The organism is Sulfitobacter sp. LC.270.F.C4, assembly GCF_032922545.1.
GTDB lineage: Bacteria > Pseudomonadota > Alphaproteobacteria > Rhodobacterales > Rhodobacteraceae > Sulfitobacter > Sulfitobacter profundi.
This window is the reverse complement of sequence record NZ_CP136692.1, coordinates 378,075-395,495: the sequence shown is the minus strand read 5'-3', so window position 1 is coordinate 395,495 and position 17,421 is coordinate 378,075. Positions and strand designations below refer to the sequence as shown.

17 protein-coding genes are annotated in these 17,421 nt (G+C 58.4%); 9 read left to right on the top strand and 8 right to left on the bottom strand.

What is annotated here, in order from left to right; all coding sequences use genetic code 11:
* Nucleotides 1-3: 3 nt before the first annotated feature.
* From dnaQ to R1T45_RS05700, 4 genes are read right to left on the bottom strand one after another with little or no spacing between them, the layout of a single operon-like run.
* A complete protein-coding gene (dnaQ, locus tag R1T45_RS05715) occupies nucleotides 4-693 on the bottom strand; it encodes a DNA polymerase III subunit epsilon (protein ID WP_067623692.1) in 690 nt (229 codons plus the stop codon).
* Nucleotides 686-1,276 (bottom strand): dephospho-CoA kinase, encoded by a 591-nt coding sequence (gene coaE / locus R1T45_RS05710; protein WP_132443965.1) that lies wholly within the window; start codon nucleotides 1,274-1,276, stop codon nucleotides 686-688. The genes dnaQ and coaE overlap by 8 nt, the downstream gene beginning before the upstream one ends.
* The gene (locus R1T45_RS05705) at nucleotides 1,276-2,109 is read right to left on the bottom strand and encodes a shikimate dehydrogenase (protein ID WP_317390363.1); all 834 of its coding nucleotides are present in this window, start codon (nucleotides 2,107-2,109) and stop codon (nucleotides 1,276-1,278) included. The genes coaE and R1T45_RS05705 overlap by 1 nt, the downstream gene beginning before the upstream one ends.
* Nucleotides 2,106-2,705 carry a Maf family nucleotide pyrophosphatase gene (locus tag R1T45_RS05700; protein WP_317390362.1) on the bottom strand — a complete coding sequence of 200 codons (600 nt, stop codon included), beginning with the start codon at nucleotides 2,703-2,705 and terminating at the stop codon, nucleotides 2,106-2,108. The genes R1T45_RS05705 and R1T45_RS05700 overlap by 4 nt, the downstream gene beginning before the upstream one ends.
* A 407-nt stretch (nucleotides 2,706-3,112) precedes the next feature.
* Here R1T45_RS05700 and R1T45_RS05695 point away from each other — a divergent pair, with 407 nt between their 5' ends.
* From R1T45_RS05695 to R1T45_RS05665, 7 genes are all read left to right on the top strand, one after another.
* On the top strand, nucleotides 3,113-3,562 hold the full coding sequence (locus tag R1T45_RS05695; protein WP_317390361.1) for a CopD family protein: 450 nt from the start codon (nucleotides 3,113-3,115) through the stop codon (nucleotides 3,560-3,562).
* A gap of 124 nt (nucleotides 3,563-3,686) precedes the next feature.
* On the top strand, nucleotides 3,687-4,958 hold the full coding sequence (rho, locus tag R1T45_RS05690; protein WP_067267859.1) for a transcription termination factor Rho: 1,272 nt from the start codon (nucleotides 3,687-3,689) through the stop codon (nucleotides 4,956-4,958).
* 32 nt (nucleotides 4,959-4,990) lie between these two features.
* The gene (mnmE, locus tag R1T45_RS05685) at nucleotides 4,991-6,277 is read left to right on the top strand and encodes a tRNA uridine-5-carboxymethylaminomethyl(34) synthesis GTPase MnmE (RefSeq protein WP_317390360.1); all 1,287 of its coding nucleotides are present in this window, start codon (nucleotides 4,991-4,993) and stop codon (nucleotides 6,275-6,277) included.
* Between the two features lie 13 nt (nucleotides 6,278-6,290).
* Nucleotides 6,291-8,153 carry a tRNA uridine-5-carboxymethylaminomethyl(34) synthesis enzyme MnmG gene (gene mnmG, locus R1T45_RS05680; protein WP_317390359.1) on the top strand — a complete coding sequence of 621 codons (1,863 nt, stop codon included), beginning with the start codon at nucleotides 6,291-6,293 and terminating at the stop codon, nucleotides 8,151-8,153.
* A complete protein-coding gene (gene rsmG, locus R1T45_RS05675; protein ID WP_317390358.1) occupies nucleotides 8,150-8,755 on the top strand; it encodes a 16S rRNA (guanine(527)-N(7))-methyltransferase RsmG in 606 nt (201 codons plus the stop codon). Before mnmG ends, rsmG begins: the two co-directional genes overlap by 4 nt.
* On the top strand, nucleotides 8,748-9,545 hold the full coding sequence (locus R1T45_RS05670; protein ID WP_120349797.1) for a ParA family protein: 798 nt from the start codon (nucleotides 8,748-8,750) through the stop codon (nucleotides 9,543-9,545). Before rsmG ends, R1T45_RS05670 begins: the two co-directional genes overlap by 8 nt.
* Nucleotides 9,546-9,557: 12 nt before the next feature.
* A complete protein-coding gene (locus R1T45_RS05665; protein ID WP_317390357.1) occupies nucleotides 9,558-10,457 on the top strand; it encodes a ParB/RepB/Spo0J family partition protein in 900 nt (299 codons plus the stop codon).
* Here the strand turns inward: R1T45_RS05665 and hemW are convergent.
* Genes hemW through rph form a run of 3 tightly spaced genes read right to left on the bottom strand, consistent with a single transcriptional unit; the run spans nucleotide 10,454 to nucleotide 12,922 of the window.
* Nucleotides 10,454-11,608, bottom strand: coding sequence for a radical SAM family heme chaperone HemW (gene hemW, locus R1T45_RS05660; protein ID WP_317390356.1), 1,155 nt, complete (start codon nucleotides 11,606-11,608; stop codon nucleotides 10,454-10,456). The two genes, R1T45_RS05665 and hemW, sit on opposite strands and share 4 nt — an antisense overlap.
* Nucleotides 11,601-12,212: an RdgB/HAM1 family non-canonical purine NTP pyrophosphatase gene (gene rdgB, locus R1T45_RS05655; RefSeq protein WP_317390355.1), complete on the bottom strand. Its 612-nt coding sequence runs from the start codon at nucleotides 12,210-12,212 to the stop codon at nucleotides 11,601-11,603. The genes hemW and rdgB overlap by 8 nt, the downstream gene beginning before the upstream one ends.
* Nucleotides 12,209-12,922, bottom strand: coding sequence for a ribonuclease PH (rph, locus tag R1T45_RS05650; protein WP_067630810.1), 714 nt, complete (start codon nucleotides 12,920-12,922; stop codon nucleotides 12,209-12,211). The genes rdgB and rph overlap by 4 nt, the downstream gene beginning before the upstream one ends.
* A gap of 110 nt (nucleotides 12,923-13,032) precedes the next feature.
* On the opposite strand from rph, the gene hrcA reads away from it, so the two are divergent.
* Both hrcA and R1T45_RS05640 read left to right on the top strand, forming a co-directional pair.
* A complete protein-coding gene (gene hrcA / locus R1T45_RS05645; protein ID WP_120349793.1) occupies nucleotides 13,033-14,097 on the top strand; it encodes a heat-inducible transcriptional repressor HrcA in 1,065 nt (354 codons plus the stop codon).
* A gap of 9 nt (nucleotides 14,098-14,106) precedes the next feature.
* Nucleotides 14,107-14,670, top strand: a complete 564-nt coding sequence (locus tag R1T45_RS05640) for a nucleotide exchange factor GrpE (protein ID WP_067630818.1) — start codon at nucleotides 14,107-14,109, stop codon at nucleotides 14,668-14,670.
* A 29-nt stretch (nucleotides 14,671-14,699) separates the two neighbouring features.
* On the opposite strand, the gene mutS is transcribed toward R1T45_RS05640, so the two are convergent.
* On the bottom strand, nucleotides 14,700-17,321 hold the full coding sequence (mutS, locus tag R1T45_RS05635; RefSeq protein WP_317391038.1) for a DNA mismatch repair protein MutS: 2,622 nt from the start codon (nucleotides 17,319-17,321) through the stop codon (nucleotides 14,700-14,702).
* Nucleotides 17,322-17,421: the final 100 nt, after the last annotated feature.

The window sequence follows — 17,421 nt, the reverse complement described above, 5'->3', positions numbered from 1 at the left end:
GCGTCAGCCAAGCTGTTTCCATAGCGCGTCGTCGCCCAGCTTGCCGACAAATTCGGCATGGGCGGCGGCTTCGGCCTCTGTCAGACGCGAGGGCAGAGGATTGGGCCGCGGTTTCGGGGTCCAGCGCGTGTCAGGCTCACCGGATTTCCGTTCGGGCGCCGATGACAGCGCAAAGTCGGGCTGCCGCCCCCCGATCAATTCCAGATAGACTTCGGCCAGAATCTCACTGTCGAGCAGGGCGCCGTGCAGTGTCCGAGAGGTATTGTCGATCCCGAAGCGACGGCACAGCGCATCAAGCGACGCGGGCGAGCCGGGGAAGCGTTTGCGCGCAATTTCCAACGTATCAAGCGCCTGCTCCCATGGGATTTGAGGCAGACCCATCCAGCGCAGCTCGGCGTTCAGGAATTTAATGTCGAAGGCCGCGTTGTGAATGATCAGCTTGGACGTGCCAATAAAGTCGAGGAATGACTTGCCGATCTGCGCAAACTTGGGCTTGTCGCGCAGGAAATCATCACCCAATCCGTGCACCTGAAACGCCTCTTCGGGCATGGAGCGTTCGGGGTTGATATATTGGTGGTAGGTCTCGCCCGTGGCCATATGGTTCATCAGCTCGACCGCACCGATCTCAACGATACGGTCGCCGCTTTCGGGGTCAAAGCCGGTGGTTTCGGTATCGAGCACGATTTCACGCATGACGTAGCTTTTCCCTAATGTCGCGGATCACATCCCGCACCTGCGCGCGGGCATGGTCGGGCGTGTCGGTCACTATCACATAGTCTGAACGGGCGCACTTCTCTTTGGCGGGCATCTGCTTGGCGCGGATGGCATCGAATTGCGCTTCGGTCATGGTGCCACGGGCAAGCACGCGGTCGCGTTGGACGGCGTCTGGGATCGTGACGCAGACCACCGCGTCCATCGCAGCGTCGCCGCCGGTTTCAAACAGCAACGGAATGTCGAGCACGGCAATGTCGCTATAGGCTTCGGCCAGAAATGTCGCCCGGTCTTGGGCCACCAGCGGATGTACGATGGACTCGATCCGGGGCAGGGCGGTGGGATCAGCGGCGATGATCTCTTTCAATGCGGCGCGAGAAACCGCGCCAGCCTCTATCGCCGTCGGAAACGCCGCCTGCATGGGCGCGACCGCCGCGCCCCCCTTTGCATAAAGCCGGTGCACCGCTGCATCGGCATCCCAAACGGCGCAGCCTTCCTCGGCAAACATCTTTGCCGTGGTCGATTTGCCCATGCCAATCGACCCGGTCAGCCCGAGGTGAAACATCAGCGCAGCACCGCCGTGCGCGTGGCGCGGTCAACCTCTGGCCGCTGGCCGAACCAACGCTCAAACGCGGGCACCGCCTGATGCAATAACATGCCAAGGCCGTCGACCGTGACACAGCCCATTTCTTCGGCCGTTTCCAGCAGATGTGTCCGCAGCGGCGCATAAACGAGATCCGTCACCACGGTGCCGGGGCGCAGCCCATCAAGCGGCACACGCAAAGCACCCTTGCCAATCATACCAAGCGATGTGGTGTTCACCACCAAGGCGGCATGATCAATCATATTGCCTGCCTGCATCCAATCGACGACTTTGACCCTGCTGCCGAAATCGCGCTGCAACTGCTCTGCCCGCACGCGGGTGCGGTTCGACAGGCAGATCTCAGGCACCCCAGCGTCCAAAAGCGACGAGACCACAGCGCGCGCCGCGCCGCCTGCACCCAAGATCGCCGCTGGTCCGGATTTTGGATCCCAATCGGGCGCACCGGCCTTCAAGTTCTCAATGAACCCATAGCCATCCGTATTATCAGCATGCATTTTGCCATCGGGACGAAAGATCAGCGTATTGGCGGCACCAATCAATGTGGCGCGGTCGGTGATCAGATCCGCGATCTTCATCACCGCCTCCTTATGGGGGATCGTCAGGTTTACCCCGACGAAACCCATCTTGGGTAGTGTCCGCAAAACCTGCTCCAGATCATCGGGCGCCACATCAAGTGGTACATAATGACCCGCGATGCCGTAGGTCTCTAGCCAATGGCGGTGCAGTTGCGGAGATTTGGAATGCGCGATGGGCGATCCGATCACACCGGCAAGGGGGATTTTGGACAGGCTCATGTCGTGAGGTCTCCGCGCAGCGTCAGGTAATTCAGCAGTTCAAGAAATGGCATACCGAGGACGTGAAAGTAATCCCCCTCAATCTGGCTGAACAGCCGCACACCTTCTTCTTCCAGCTTATAGCAGCCCACCGCGTAGCGGATGCTGTCCCAGTTCCGTTCGACGTAGTCCTTAATATAGGCGTCACTGGCGTCACGCATCCGCAGCCGCACTTGGCCGACATGCCGCCACAGCGGTTCACCATCTTCGTAGAGCACGGCGGCAGAGAGCAGCGAATGCCGATCCCCGCGCAACTGGTAAAGCTGCGCGATGGCCTCATCCCGATCACGCGGCTTGTGCAACATCTCTCCGCGATGCTCCAAGACCTGATCGCAGCCCAATACCAGCGCGCCGGGGTGTTTTTCGCTCACCTTGCGGGCCTTCATCTCGGCCAATGTATCGGCAATGTCGCGCGGTTTCGCCGCCTCTGCACACAGGGCAGCGGTGATCATCTCTTCGTCGACCCGCGCCGGGATCACCTCATGCGGGATCGCAGCCTGCGCCAAGAGTTTCGCGCGGATCTCCGAGCCGGAGGCGAGGACGATTTTCTGTGGCATGTGGATAACCCTGTGATGATCTGGCGCAAATCTTGAGGATTTGTTCTGCGAGATAAAAGTTGACAGCACAAGCCCGCAGATCTCGCCCCGAGTCGCGGTTTTTGTCGCCGATTCCCACCCCGATGGATAGGGATAAGCCGCTTGTGCGTATAACCACGGCACTTCACCGGTTATCCCCGCTTTGATACATTTTGTCCCCCGGAAAATACGCTGGCAAGTTCCTGAGAAAGTTCAATATTCGCGAATCGGGGCGGGTTTATCCACAGGTGGCCGTGAAGTTTGTTCACCTGTTGATAAGCGGCGGTATAAATCATTAATCCACAGGAATCCGGTTCCCTACAATCAACTACATCTTTTCTCTTTTCTTATTTATTAAGAAAGAAGCACGCACACCCGGAGCCATCCCCATGTTTGATCTTCTCAGCCTCACCTATCCGTGGATCAAAGCGTTCCATATCGTGTCCGTCATCAGTTGGATGGCCGCACTGTTCTATCTGCCCCGGCTCTTCGTGCATCATGTCGAACAGGCAGGCTCGGCAGGTCGGATGCATGAGACCTTCTCGATGATGGAATTTAAGCTCGCTCAGTTCATCATGCGGCCCGCGATGATGGCGACATGGGGTTTCGGCCTCGCCCTCGTTCTGACACCCGGAATCGTGGATTGGACAATGATCTGGCCTTGGACCAAGGGTGCCAGTGTCATTGCCATGACGATTTTCCATGTTTGGCTGAAAAAACAGGTCAAATCCGTCGAAAGTGGCGAGAGCACGGTCACAGGCCGTCAGTTCCGGCTTTTGAACGAGGTGCCGACGCTTTTGATGATCGTGATCGTTTTCTCGGTCGTTGTGAAATTCTGAAGCAATTGACTCAAGCAGCGCCGTTGCCTATATCTGCGCCACTGTCCCGTCCGGGGCGGTTTCTGCTTGCCACATTCAAATAATCGACCAGCCCGCATTCTGCTGCGGCTGAACAGGATGCTTCATGACAACCGAAACGCTGAACCTCGCTGATCTTAAGGCGCAGACACCGAAAAATCTGCTCGCCATGGCCGAAGAGCTGGAGATCGAAAACGCATCGACCATGCGTAAAGGCGAGATGATGTTCCAGATTCTCCGCGAGCGCGCGGATGACGGTTGGGAGATCTCAGGCGACGGCGTCTTGGAAGTGCTGCAAGACGGATTCGGTTTTTTGCGCTCGCCCGAAGCGAACTACCTTCCGGGCCCCGATGACATCTATGTCTCGCCCGACATGATCCGCAAATGGTCGCTGCGCACCGGGGACACCATTGAAGGGCTGATCAAAGCGCCTGACGACACCGAACGCTATTTCGCGCTGACCGAAGTGACCAAGATCAACTTCGAGGCGCCCGAGAAGGCCCGCCACAAGGTTGCTTTTGAGAACCTGACGCCACTCTACCCCGACGAGCGTCTGACGATGGAGGTCGACGACCCCACGATCAAAGACCGCTCCGCACGGATCATCGATCTGGTTTCGCCCATCGGCAAGGGCCAGCGTTCGCTGATCGTCGCCCCGCCGCGCACCGGTAAGACCGTGCTGCTGCAGAACATCGCCAATAGCATCGAAAAAAACCACCCAGAGTGCTATCTGATCGTCTTGCTGATCGACGAACGGCCCGAGGAAGTCACCGACATGCAGCGTTCGGTGAAGGGGGAGGTCGTATCCTCCACTTTCGATGAACCTGCAACGCGCCACGTGGCCGTGTCCGAGATGGTGATCGAGAAAGCCAAGCGTCTTGTTGAACACAAGCGCGACGTTGTGATCCTGCTCGATTCGATCACCCGTCTGGGTCGCGCCTTCAACACCGTGGTGCCATCTTCGGGTAAGGTTCTGACCGGTGGTGTCGACGCAAACGCCCTGCAACGCCCCAAACGTTTCTTCGGCGCTGCGCGGAACATCGAAGAGGGCGGATCGCTCACCATCATCGCCACAGCGCTGATCGACACCGGCAGCCGCATGGATGAGGTGATCTTTGAAGAGTTCAAAGGGACCGGCAACTCTGAAATCGTGCTGGACCGCAAGATCGCCGACAAGCGCGTCTTCCCGGCGATCGACATCCTCAAGTCCGGCACCCGGAAAGAGGATCTGCTGGTCGATAAAGTGGACCTGCAAAAGACCTTTGTCCTGCGCCGCATTCTCAACCCGATGGGCACCACTGACGCCATCGAGTTCCTGCTCGGCAAGCTCAAGCAGACCAAGTCGAATTCTGACTTCTTCGACTCCATGAACACCTGAGTTATTGATTAATAACAATAGGTTAGTGAAATATGGACACGATATTCGCCCAAGCGTCAGCGCCGGGCCGTGCCGGAGTTGCGGTGATCCGCATTTCCGGCCCGCAGGCCTTTGCGATCGCAGAGAAGATCACCGGCCAACGCCCTGAGGGGCGCGAAAGCGTGCTGCGCAATCTTCGGGGCGCCGAGGGGGAGGTCATCGACCAAGCCTTGCTCCTCAGCTTTCCCGGGCCGAATTCCTTCACCGGCGAAGATGTTGTCGAGCTGCAAGTTCACGGTTCGATCGCTGTCGTGCGCGCTATGCTCTCACTGCTCTCGACATTCCCGGAAACACGAATGGCTGAGGCAGGTGAATTCACCCGTCGCGCCCTAGAGAATGAAAAGCTGGACCTCGCACAGGTCGAAGGTCTGGCAGATCTCATCGAAGCCGAAACCGAGGCTCAAAGAAAGCAAGCTCTCCGCGTTCTCTCCGGTCATCTTGGCGCGCGGGTCGAAGACTGGCGGAAAGACCTGATCCGGGCTGCGGCCTTGCTTGAAGCGACGATCGACTTCGCAGACGAAGAGGTGCCCGTCGATGTCACCCCAGAGGTCGATGCCCTGCTAACCAAGGTCGGGGAAGAGTTGCAGGCCGAAGCGCGAGGCACCTATGTCGCAGAACGTATCCGCAATGGCTTCGAAGTTGCCATCATCGGCGCACCTAACGCCGGTAAATCGACCCTGCTAAATGCTCTCGCAGGCCGTGACGCAGCGATTACATCCGAAATCGCTGGCACGACCCGCGACGTTATCGAGGTAAGGATGGACCTCGGCGGTCTTCCAGTGACGCTGTTGGATACGGCTGGTTTGCGCGATTGTGCTGACAAGATCGAGGCCATCGGAATCGAGCGGGCTATCGAACGCGCGAAAGCCGCCGACTTGCGGGTCTTCCTTGCCGCCCCGGATGAGACTCTGATGATCGCTCCGGAGCCCGATGATATAGTGGTTCGACCAAAGGCGGATCTTACAGGTATCGAGGAAAGTGGGATATCTGGAAAAACCGGGCAGGGCGTCTCTGAGCTTATTGCCCGGGTCCAAACGACCCTTTCGACGAAGAGCGCCCGCATCGGACTAGCGACGCATGAGCGACATCGTGTCGCTCTGGAGCAAGCCGTCTCGTGTTTGGCAGAGGTAGATGTTATCCTCCAGCGAGGACCCGACTTTTATGATTTAGCCGCGGCGGAATTGCGATTCGCTATACGCGCGCTCGAAGCCTTAGTTGGCCGAATAGATGTCGAAAACCTGCTGGATGAAATCTTCACCAGCTTTTGCGTAGGTAAATGATGGAGTGTTTCACGTGAAACATTTTGATGTGATCGTGATCGGCGGCGGCCATGCGGGCGCGGAAGCGGCCCACGCTTCAGCGCGCCTCGGAGCTCATACCGCTCTTGTGACGATGGACCGGAGCGGCATCGGTGTGATGTCTTGCAATCCTGCGATTGGAGGGCTGGGCAAAGGTCACCTCGTCCGCGAGATTGATGCGATGGACGGCGTTATGGGGCGGGTGGCAGATAAGGCTGGCATTCAGTTTCGTCTGCTGAACCGTCGCAAAGGCCCCGCGGTGCAAGGCCCGCGAGCCCAGGCAGATCGCAAAATCTACCGTACCGAGATGCTCAAAGAGATCGAAGGCCAAGAAAACCTCGATATTGTCGAAGGCGAAGTCGTGGATTTCGCGATGAATGGCGACACGGTGGCCGGGGTGGTACTGGCCGACGGCGCTACTATCCGAGCGACCTCTGTGGTGCTGACCACTGGAACCTTTTTGCGGGGCGTCATTCACATCGGCAACGTATCGCACCAGGGTGGACGAATGGGCGACAAAGCCTCCGTGCGGCTCGCTGAACGGATCGATTCCTTTGGCCTTCCTATGGGACGGTTGAAGACAGGGACGCCGCCGCGCTTGGATGGCCGGACCATTAACTGGGATATTTTGGAAAAACAGCCAGGCGACGAGGAGCCTGTCGTATTTTCATTCCTCTCCACAGAAGTATCTGCACCGCAGGTTGCCTGCGGGATAACGCACACCAACCAGAAAACTCATCAGATCATTCGCGAGAACCTAGATAGGTCCGCCATGTACGGAGGGCATATCGATGGTGTGGGCCCGCGGTACTGCCCATCTATTGAAGACAAGGTGGTTCGATTTGCGGATAAAGACTCGCATCAGGTTTTCTTGGAGCCTGAGGGCGTAGACGACCACACTGTATACCCGAACGGGATTTCAACGTCCCTGCCGGAAGATGTGCAAGAGGCCTACGTACGGAGTATGGTTGGGCTCGAAAATGCGATAATCCTCCAGCCCGGCTATGCCATCGAGTATGATTACATAGACCCCCGTGCTCTGTCTTCGACCCTCGCCGTGCGGACCGTGCCGGGCCTCTATTTGGCGGGTCAGATCAATGGCACCACAGGTTACGAGGAAGCCGCTGCTCAGGGCCTCGTCGCAGGACTAAATGCTGCTTTGATGTCGCAGGGTAGGGACGCTGTGACATTTGGACGTGCTGATAGCTATATCGGCGTCATGATTGATGACCTGACGACCCGAGGTGTGAGTGAGCCATATCGCATGTTTACGTCCCGGGCGGAGTTCCGGCTGTCCCTACGCGCAGACAACGCTGACCAGCGCCTGACGCCCCTGGCAATCGAGCTCGGCTGCGTATCGGAAGCTCGCGGTAAGCTCTTTCAGCGTAAGCTGGCTTCTTTGGAGGCCTTTAAGGAGCAATTGCAGGCAAAAGATTGGACCCCGAAGGAACTCCTGGCAGGTGGTATTGCCGTCAATCAAGACGGTTCTAAACGGAATGGTTTTCAGGTCCTCGCGTTTCCGGACGTTAAGTTCGAGGATCTTCTGTCGCTCGATAGTAGCTTAGAGATAGCCCCAAAAGAGGTACGACGCCAGATCGAGCGCGATGCGCTTTACGCGACTTATATCTCCCGTCAGCAGAAAGAGATCGATCTTCTCAAAAAGGACGAGGGCCTTCGGATCCCGCCTGATTTCATGTTCGACGAGCTTGCTGGGCTCTCCAATGAATTGAAGTCGAAGATCGCGGCGGCCCGGCCGGAGACGATGGCACAGGCGGCCCGTATCGACGGGATGACGCCAGCCGCCCTAACCTTAATACTCGCGCGGGTGAAAAGAGGAACGGGTAAGAGGTCTGCATGACGATAGAGAACGCCCTGAATGTTTCACGTGAAACATTTGACAAGCTGGCAGCTTTCGCTGAGCTAGTACGAAAATGGAATCCGAAGATCAATTTGGTTTCCAAAAACAGCTTGGATGATCTCTGGCAACGTCATATCCTCGATTCCGTACAGGTATTCGAACTTGCTGAGGGCGAGGGCCATTGGGTTGATCTTGGCAGCGGCGGAGGGTTTCCGGGAATCGTGGTTGCGATTCTCAATCAAGAAGAGCAGAATTTTCAAGTGACCATGGTCGAGAGTGATCAACGAAAATGCGCGTTTCTCCGTACCGCAATACGGGAACTCGGCCTGACCGCTTTAGTCAAAACCGAGAGAATCGAACAGTTGGATGGCCTTGGAGCCGATATATTGTCGGCAAGGGCTCTTGCTGATTTGACGCAACTTCTGGACTTCACTGAACTTCATCTGAATTCTGACGGTACCGCGCTCTTTCCCAAGGGACAGAATTGGCGAAGTGAAGACAGTGATGCTAAGCAAGTCTGGGCCTACGCGCTCGAAGCCGTAGAGAGCAAAACCAATCCGACTGCCGCTATTTTGAAGATTAAGGATATCACTCGTGTCTGACCTATCTCGTCCGGCTGGACCGAAAATTGTTGCTATTGCGAACCAAAAGGGCGGCGTTGGTAAGACCACAACCACGATCAACCTCGCGGCAGCGCTTGCAGAGGCGGGCAAGCGAATCCTCGTTGTCGATCTTGACCCGCAGGGGAACGCCTCTACCGGGCTTGGGATCGAAGTAGAGGATCGAGAGTTCACGACCTATGATCTTTTGCTTGACGACAGCTTGCCGCAGGATGTCATCCAGCGCACTGAAACGGACGGATTACTTATCGTTCCCGCGACGGTGGACCTCAGTTCTGCGGATATTGAGCTTTTCTCGAATGAGAAAAGGAGCTTCCTACTTCACGATGCGCTGCGGCAACCGGCAATGGATCAGTTTGAGTTCGACTATATTCTGATCGACTGCCCGCCATCTCTCAACCTACTGACAGTAAACGCGATGATCGCGGCGCATTCTGTCCTGGTGCCGCTTCAAAGCGAGTTTTTCGCGCTGGAGGGTCTTTCCCAGCTTATGCTTACGATCCGCGAAGTGCGGCAGAGCGGGAATAAAGATCTGAGGATCGAGGGCGTGCTTCTTACGATGTATGATAGGCGGAATAACCTGTCGCAGCAGGTTGAAAGTGATGCGCGTTCAAACCTTGGAGATCTCGTGTTCCAGACCGTCATCCCGCGGAATGTTCGGGTAAGCGAAGCGCCAAGTTTTGCGATGCCCGTTTTGAGTTACGATCCTACTTCGAAAGGGGCCCAAGCCTACCGCGATTTGGCGGCAGAGCTAACGAGAAACAATGGTTAATAAGGTGGCAGTATGGCAGATAAACAAGAGCGTAAACGGGGCCTTGGCCGGGGGCTTTCGGCACTGATGGCGGATGTAGCTGAGACAGAGAGCGTGGCCGCCAAGGGGGCCGCGGCGGCGGAGCAGTTCGTTCCGATTGAGCGGATCAAGCCGAACCCAGATCAGCCGCGTAAACGGTTTGAGCAAGAGCATCTGGACGATCTCGCCGCATCTATCAAGGAAAAGGGGGTCATTCAGCCCCTAATCGTGCGTGCGCTTGACAATGGCAACTTCGAGATCGTCGCTGGTGAGCGGCGCTGGCGGGCTTCGCAAATCGCGAAGATACATAGCCTTCCGGTTATTGTGCGCGAGTTCACCGATGTTGAAGTGCTCGAAGTTGCGATCATCGAAAACATCCAGCGGGCCGACCTGAACTCGGTCGAGGAAGCGGCGGGTTATCGTCAGCTGATGGATAAATTCGGGCACACGCAGGAGAAGATGGCAGAGGCGCTTGGCAAGAGCCGGAGCCATATTGCGAATCTTTTGCGTCTGTTGAACCTGCCAGATCCGGTGCAGGAAATGGTGCGTCAGAATGAATTGAGCGCGGGGCACGCGCGGGCGCTGATCCCGGCAAATGACCCGATGAAATTGGCCCAGCAGGTCATCAAGGGTGGTCTTTCCGTGCGCGCAACCGAAGCGTTGGTCAAGAGAGATCAGGCTGGCGAGCGCGGTAATATGGTAAATAAAGAGCGCCTCTCGCAGCGCTCAGAGAAAGACGCCGATACTCAGGCGCTTGAAGGCGACCTGTCAGCTAACCTTGGTATGAAGGTTAGTTTGGACCATAAACCGGGCCAAGAAGCGGGTAAGGTGACGTTGCACTATACCACGCTTGACCAGTTGGACGAGATCTGCCGCCTGCTGGGCGGGTCTTAGGGCAAAAGCGTTTCGATCACGGCGTTTAGAACTATAACGCCTTGATCGGACACGGTTAATCTGCCTCCTTCGCGCTTTGCCATGCCAATATCTTGCAGGTGATCGACCGCCTTTTCGTCGATTTCATGCCCGGCGATATCGGCGTAGCGAGCCAGATCGACGCCTTCTTTCAGGCGTAGACCCATAAGGAGAAACTCGGTCGCCTGTTCGCTTCGGCTGATGGCGGCGCGGGGTTTCTCCGCTGCGCCTTTTGCGACCCCATCAAGCCACCGTTGCGGATTGCTGTAGGCGACGGTTGCTAGTTTTTGTCCGCCAAGCGTCAGCCGTCCGTGCGCGCCGGGGCCGATACCGATGTAATCGCCATAGCGCCAGTAGATCAGGTTGTGACGCGATTGGGCGCCATCGCGTGCGTGATTTGAGACCTCATAGGCGGGCATGCCCATATCGTTGCAGACGTCTTGTGTCAGAGTGAACATATCCGCGCCCAAGTCTTCGTCGGGCAGGCCGCGCAGCTTGCCACGGGCGTAGCGGTCACCGAAAGCGGTGCCTTGTTCGATGGTCAGTTGGTAGAGCGAAATATGGTCTATCGCAAGCGATAGAGCCTGCTTTAGCTCGGCTTTCCATTGGGCCGCGGTCTGATCCTGACGGCCATAGATAAGATCGAAACTGACCCGTTCGAACGTATTGCGGGCGATGTCGAAAGCCGTCAACGCCTCTTTAGTAGAGTGCAGGCGGCCCAAACGCTTGAGATCCCGATCGTTGAGCGCCTGAATTCCCATAGAGACACGTGAAACGCCGGCTTGTCGGTAGGCGGCGAAACGGCCTGCTTCGACAGAACCGGGGTTGGCTTCGAGCGTGATCTCCAGATCATTTGCGGTGGGCCAGTGCCGCCGGATCGCGGCAATGATATCGGCCACGACATCCGGGTCCATCAGGCTGGGTGTGCCGCCCCCGAAAAAGACTGCGTTGAGGACGCGGCCCGGTGTCTCATCCGCCGCTCTCTGGAACTCTGCCAGATAGGCATCACGCCAGGCGTTTTGGTCGATCCGGCGGCTGACATGGCTGTTGAAGTCACAATAGGGGCACTTTGCCTCGCAAAATGGCCAGTGGATATAAAGGCCGAAGCCGCCCTGTTGCCAATCTTCAGCCAAAACAGCCCGCAATCAATTTCGCAAAAGCATCGGCGCGGTGGCTTATGCTGTTTTTCTGTTCTGCGTCCATCTCGGCGAATGTGATGTCATGCCCATCGGGTTGGAACATCGGGTCATAGCCATGCCCTTGTTCACCCCGCATGGGCCAAACCAGCGAGCCATTTACCTTACCGGCAAAGACTTCGTCGTGGCCATCGGGCCAAGCCAGCACCAGCGTCGCGCAAAAGCGGGCACGGCGCGGGTGGGAGGCGTTCTTTTCTTCCAGCAGGTCCCGCGTTTTGGTCATGGCCATGATGAAATCGCGCCCATTCTCGGTCTCTGCCCAGTCGGCAGTATAGACACCGGGGGCGTTGGCCAGCGCTTCGACCTCAATGCCGGAATCGTCGGCCAAGGCGGGCATGCCGGTGGCCTTGGCCGCCGCATGTGCCTTGATCCGGGCGTTGCCAACGAATGTGGTCTCGGTCTCTGCGGGCTCGGGCAGGTCCATCTCTGCCGCGCCGACGACCTCCACCCCGTGGCGCGCGAAAAGCTGGCGCATTTCGTCCAGTTTGCCCGCGTTATGGGTGGCGATCAGGATTCGGCTTTCGGTGAACTTGCGTGTCATGCGGTGACCGATTTCTGAATCGCGGCCAGTTCGCCGACGCCTTTTTCGGCCAGATCCATCAGCTGGTTCATCTGGTCGCGCGTATAGGTAGAGCCTTCGGCGCTCATCTGGACTTCGATCAGCTTGCCGGACCCGGTCATGATGAAGTTACCGTCAACGCCGGCCTCAGAGTCTTCGGGATAGTCGAGGTCAAGCACCGGCTGTCCTGCATAGATACCACAGCTTACCGCGGCGACCGGATCAACCAGCGGATCAGAGACGACATCGCCCGCTTTCATCAGTTTGTTCACGGCCAACCGCAGGGCAATCCAACCGCCGGTGATCGACGCGCAGCGGGTGCCGCCATCGGCCTGTAGCACGTCACAATCGACGGTGATCTGACGCTCTCCCAGAGCGGAGCGGTCGACACCGGCGCGCAGGGCACGACCGATCAGGCGCTGGATCTCGACCGTGCGGCCCCCTTGCTTGCCCGACGCGGCCTCACGGCGCATTCGTGTATTGGTGGCGCGGGGCAGCATGCCGTATTCGGCGGTGACCCAACCCAGACCGGAGCCTTTGATAAACGGCGGCACGCGGTCTTCGATCGTGGCGGTGCACAGCACATGGGTGTCGCCCATCTTGATCAGGGCCGACCCTTCGGCGTGTTTGGTGAAACCTGTCTCGATCGAGACGGCGCGCATTTCATCGAGTTTCCGGCCAGAGGGACGCATGACATATCCTTTTTGATGTTGCCCGGGGATACCGCCCCACAAGGCTTTGATGCAACCCCGATTGACGTTTGCCCGGCTTGTACCTTTATTGGGGAAGAGAGCGAGCACCGATGAAAAACACGCCTGAATTGCTGAAAGACATGAACGACCGGTCCCGCGAAGTGTTTCGCCGGGTGGTCGAAGGCTATCTGGAAAGTGGCGATCCCGTCGGGTCGCGCACGCTGACGCGCGACTTCAGCGAAAAGGTTTCGGCAGCGACGATCCGCAATGTGATGCAGGATCTCGAATACATGGGGCTGCTCGACAGCCCGCATGTCTCGGCCGGGCGGATTCCAACCCAATTGGGGCTGCGGATGTTCGTCGATGGCATGATTGAGATCGGCGACCCGACCGAGTTGGACCGCGAAAAGATCGACGCGACGCTGGGCAATAACTCGTCCGATGTGGGCGGGCTTTTGGACCGGATTGGCTCTGCCTTGTCGGGGGTAACGCATGGCGCCTCCCTTGTGCTGACGCCGAAGCACGAAGCGCCGATAAAGCATATCGAATTCGTCTCTCTTTCGCCTGATAGGGCCTTGGTTGTGCTTGTCTTTTCAGATGGCCATGTGGAAAACCGGCTTTTCACGCCTCCGCCGGGGCAAACGCCCAGTTCGATGCGCGAGGCGGCGAATTTTCTGAATGCTTTCGTTGAGGGAAAGACCCTCAGCGAATTGCAACGCAGCATCAAACAAGAGATCGCCAAACGCCGTCAGGAGATTGACGTCTTGGCCCAGCAACTGGTCGAGAGCGGTGCCGTGCTGTGGGACGCAGAAGGGGAGCATTCCGAACGCTTGATTGTCCGGGGCCGGTCGAATCTGCTGAGCGGAGAGGGGGAAGCCGAAGACCTCGATCGTATCCGCAGCCTCTTTGATGACCTTGAGCGCAAGCGAGACATCGCCGAATTCCTCGAACTGGCCGAAGATGGGGACGGTGTACGCATTTTTATCGGCTCCGAAAACAAACTTTTCTCACTTTCGGGTTCCTCTCTGGTCGTTTCCCCTTATATGAACGCTGATCGTAAGGTGATCGGCGCCGTGGGTGTCATTGGCCCGACACGCTTAAATTATGGACGTATCGTGCCGATTGTGAACTACACGGCACAACTGGTGGGAAAGCTGATTTCCGACCGGAACTAGAGGTGGAACATGGCAGAGCCGAAAGAAAACGACTTTTTGGACGAGATCGACAGCGCCGAAGCTGAAGAATACGCCGAAGACATGGCCGAGATCGACGAAGAAGCCCTTGCGGTGGAAGAGTTGCGCGCCGAGCGTGACCAATACCGCGACCGTTTCATGCGCGCGCTGGCCGATGCCGAGAACGCGCGCAAACGCTCCGACAAGGATCGGCGCGAGGCCGAGAACTACGGCGGCTCCAAGCTCGCCCGTGACATGCTGCCGGTCTACGACAACATGAAGCGCGCGCTGGAAACCACCACCGAAGAGCAGAAAGAGGCTTTTGGCCCGCTGCTGGAAGGTGTGGAGCTGACGATGCGCGAGTTGCTGAACGTCTTTAAAAAGCACGGCATCGAAGTGATCGCACCCGAAGTGGGCGACAAGTTCGACCCCAAGCATCACGAAGCGATGTTCGAAGCCCCGGTGCCCGGCACCGTCGCGGGCGAGATCATTCAGGTCGCCGCCGAAGGCTTCATGCTGCACGACCGTCTGCTGCGCCCCGCACAGGTTGGGGTGTCTTCGACCCCGGCGAGCTAAGCCCAGTCAGATATCTTTGAAAGAGGCGGTCAGGATTTGGCCGCCTCTTTCAGTTTGTAGATCAGCTCAAGCGCTTCACGGGGGGAGAGTTCATCGGGGATGATCTCTTTCAGCCTTTCCTCGACAGCCGATGTCGTCGCGGGCTTCGGCTGTGGAGTCGGGCTGACGGCGAACAGCGGCAGATCGTCGATCAGGGTCTTTTGCGTCGCGCCGCCTTCGCGCTCGCCTTTTTCCAGCGCCTCCAGCACCACGCGGGCGCGTGCGATCACCGGCGCAGGCAGGCCCGCCAGTTGCGCGACCTGCACCCCGTAAGACCGGTCTGCCGCGCCTTTGCGCACCTCATGGAGAAAGACGACCTCGCCCTCCCATTCCTTGACCGCTACCGTGGCATTGTCGACACCCGGCAGCTTGCCCGCCAGCGCCGTCATTTCATGATAGTGCGTGGCAAACAGCGCCCGTGTCCGGTTCACGTCGTGCAGATGTTCCAGCGTCGCCCAAGCGATAGAGAGGCCATCATAAGTGGCCGTGCCGCGGCCAATTTCATCAAGGATAACCAAGGCGCGGTCATCCGCTTGGTTCAGGATCGCGGCGGTTTCGACCATCTCCACCATGAAGGTCGAGCGCCCGCGCGCCAGATCGTCCGACGCGCCGACGCGGCTGAAAAGCTGGCTGATAACGCCGATATGGGCCGAGCTTGCGGGCACGAAACTGCCCATTTGCGCCATCAGCGCAATCAGGGCGTTCTGCCGCAGGAAGGTCGATTTACCGGCCATGTTCGGGCCGGTCAGCAGCCAGATGTTCGCGGCTTCGCCCTCGGCACTAAGGTCGCAGTCATTGGCGATGAAAGGCTCGCCCGATTGTTGGGTCAAAGCGCGCTCAACCACCGGATGCCGCCCGCCTTTGATGTCGAATGCCCGAGACATATCAACGCGCGGGCGGGTCCAATTCTCGCTCCGCGCAAGGTCGGCCAGACCTGTCGCAAGGTCGACCTCGGCCAGCCCGGCAGAGGTTTGGCCAATCTCGGCTGCATAATCCAGAATGGCACTCCGAAGGCTTTCGTAGAGCCGTTTTTCGATCTCCTGCGCGTGATTGCCAGCGTTGAGGATTTTCGTCTCCAACTCAGACAGTTCGACGGTGGTGAACCGCACTTGGTTCGCCGTTGTCTGACGGTGGATAAAGGTCTCTGACAGCGGCGGAGAGAGCATTTTTTCCGCATGGGTCGCGGTGCATTCGACGAAATAGCCCAAGACATTGTTGTGCTTGATCTTGAGCGAGGAAATCCCCGTGTCAGAAACAAATTGCTGCTGCATGCCCGCGATTACGCCCCGCCCTTCGTCGCGCAACTCGCGCGCGGCGTCGAGGTCTCCATCGTGACCGGGCGCGATGAAGCCGCCATCCCGCACCATCAGCGGCGGTTCGGCGACTAAGGCTTGATCCAGCAGGTCGATGAGGTCGCCATGACCCTGCAAACCTTCGGCGGCCTCGCGCAGCAGATCTGGCAGTTCCTGTTGTGTTAGGCTCTGGTGTAAAGCCTCGGCTTCGATCAACCCGTTGCGGATCGCGGCAAGGTCACGCGGGCCGCCCCGGTCAAGCGAAAGTCGCGACAATGCGCGGTCGAGGTCCGGAACATTGCGCAGCCGACGGCGCATGTCTTCGGCAAGACGGGCATTCTCATGGGCAAAGCTGACCGCATCGGCGCGGGCGGACACCACGTCAACGACCCGCGAGGGGCTTGAGATCCGCCGTTCCAGCAGCCGCGCGCCCCCGGCGGTGACGGTATTATCCATGATCGACAGCAAAGACCCGCCGCGCCCGCCGTTCAGGGAATGGGTCAGTTCCAGATTGCGCCGGGTTGCCGCGTCGATCTGTACGGTACGGGCTTCGGCCTCTTTCTGCGGGGGGCGGAGCAGGGGCAGCTTGCCGCGTTGCGTGATTGTGAGGTATTCTATTACCGCTCCCATGGCCGAGACTTCGGCGCGGGTGAAGCTGCCGAATGCCTCAAGCGTCGCGATATCAAACAGGTCGCAGACCCGCTTTTCCGCGCTGGTGCTGTCAAAGGCCGAGCGGGCCAAGCCCGTCAACGCAATCCCGAAATCAGAGACGACTTCGTGCAATTCACTCTCTTTCGCCTCAGAGACGATCAATTCAGACGGCGAGAGGCGGGCCAGTTCCGGCCCCAGACGAACCTGCGCCAAGGGCATCACGTGGAATGCGCCGGTCGATATATCGACCCATGCCATCGCGCAGGCGTCACGGACCTCGGCAAAGGCCGCGAGGTAGTTGTGACGGCGGGCTTCCAGCAGGCTCTCTTCGGTCAGGGTGCCGGGTGTCACCAGCCGCACCACATCGCGTTTCACGACTGACTTATAGCCGCGTTTCTTGGCCTCGGCGGGGCTTTCCATCTGCTCGCAGACCGCCACGCGAAAGCCCTTGCGGATCAGCGTCAGCAGATAGCCTTCGGCGGCATGGACCGGCACGCCACACATGGCGATGTCCTTGCCTTGATGCTTGCCGCGTTTGGTCAGCGCGATGTCCAGCGCTTCGGCAGCGGCCACGGCATCGTCGAAAAACATCTCGTAAAAATCGCCCATGCGGTAGAACAGCAGCGCATCCGCGTGGTCCGCTTTAAGCTCAAGATATTGCGCCATCATTGGCGTTACTTTTTCTGTCTGCACGGCGGCCCCCTATTGCAGCGCGGACCCTACAAAACCCCCCGAAGCAGGGAAAGGGGGTGCAGGCATGATGGGCGGC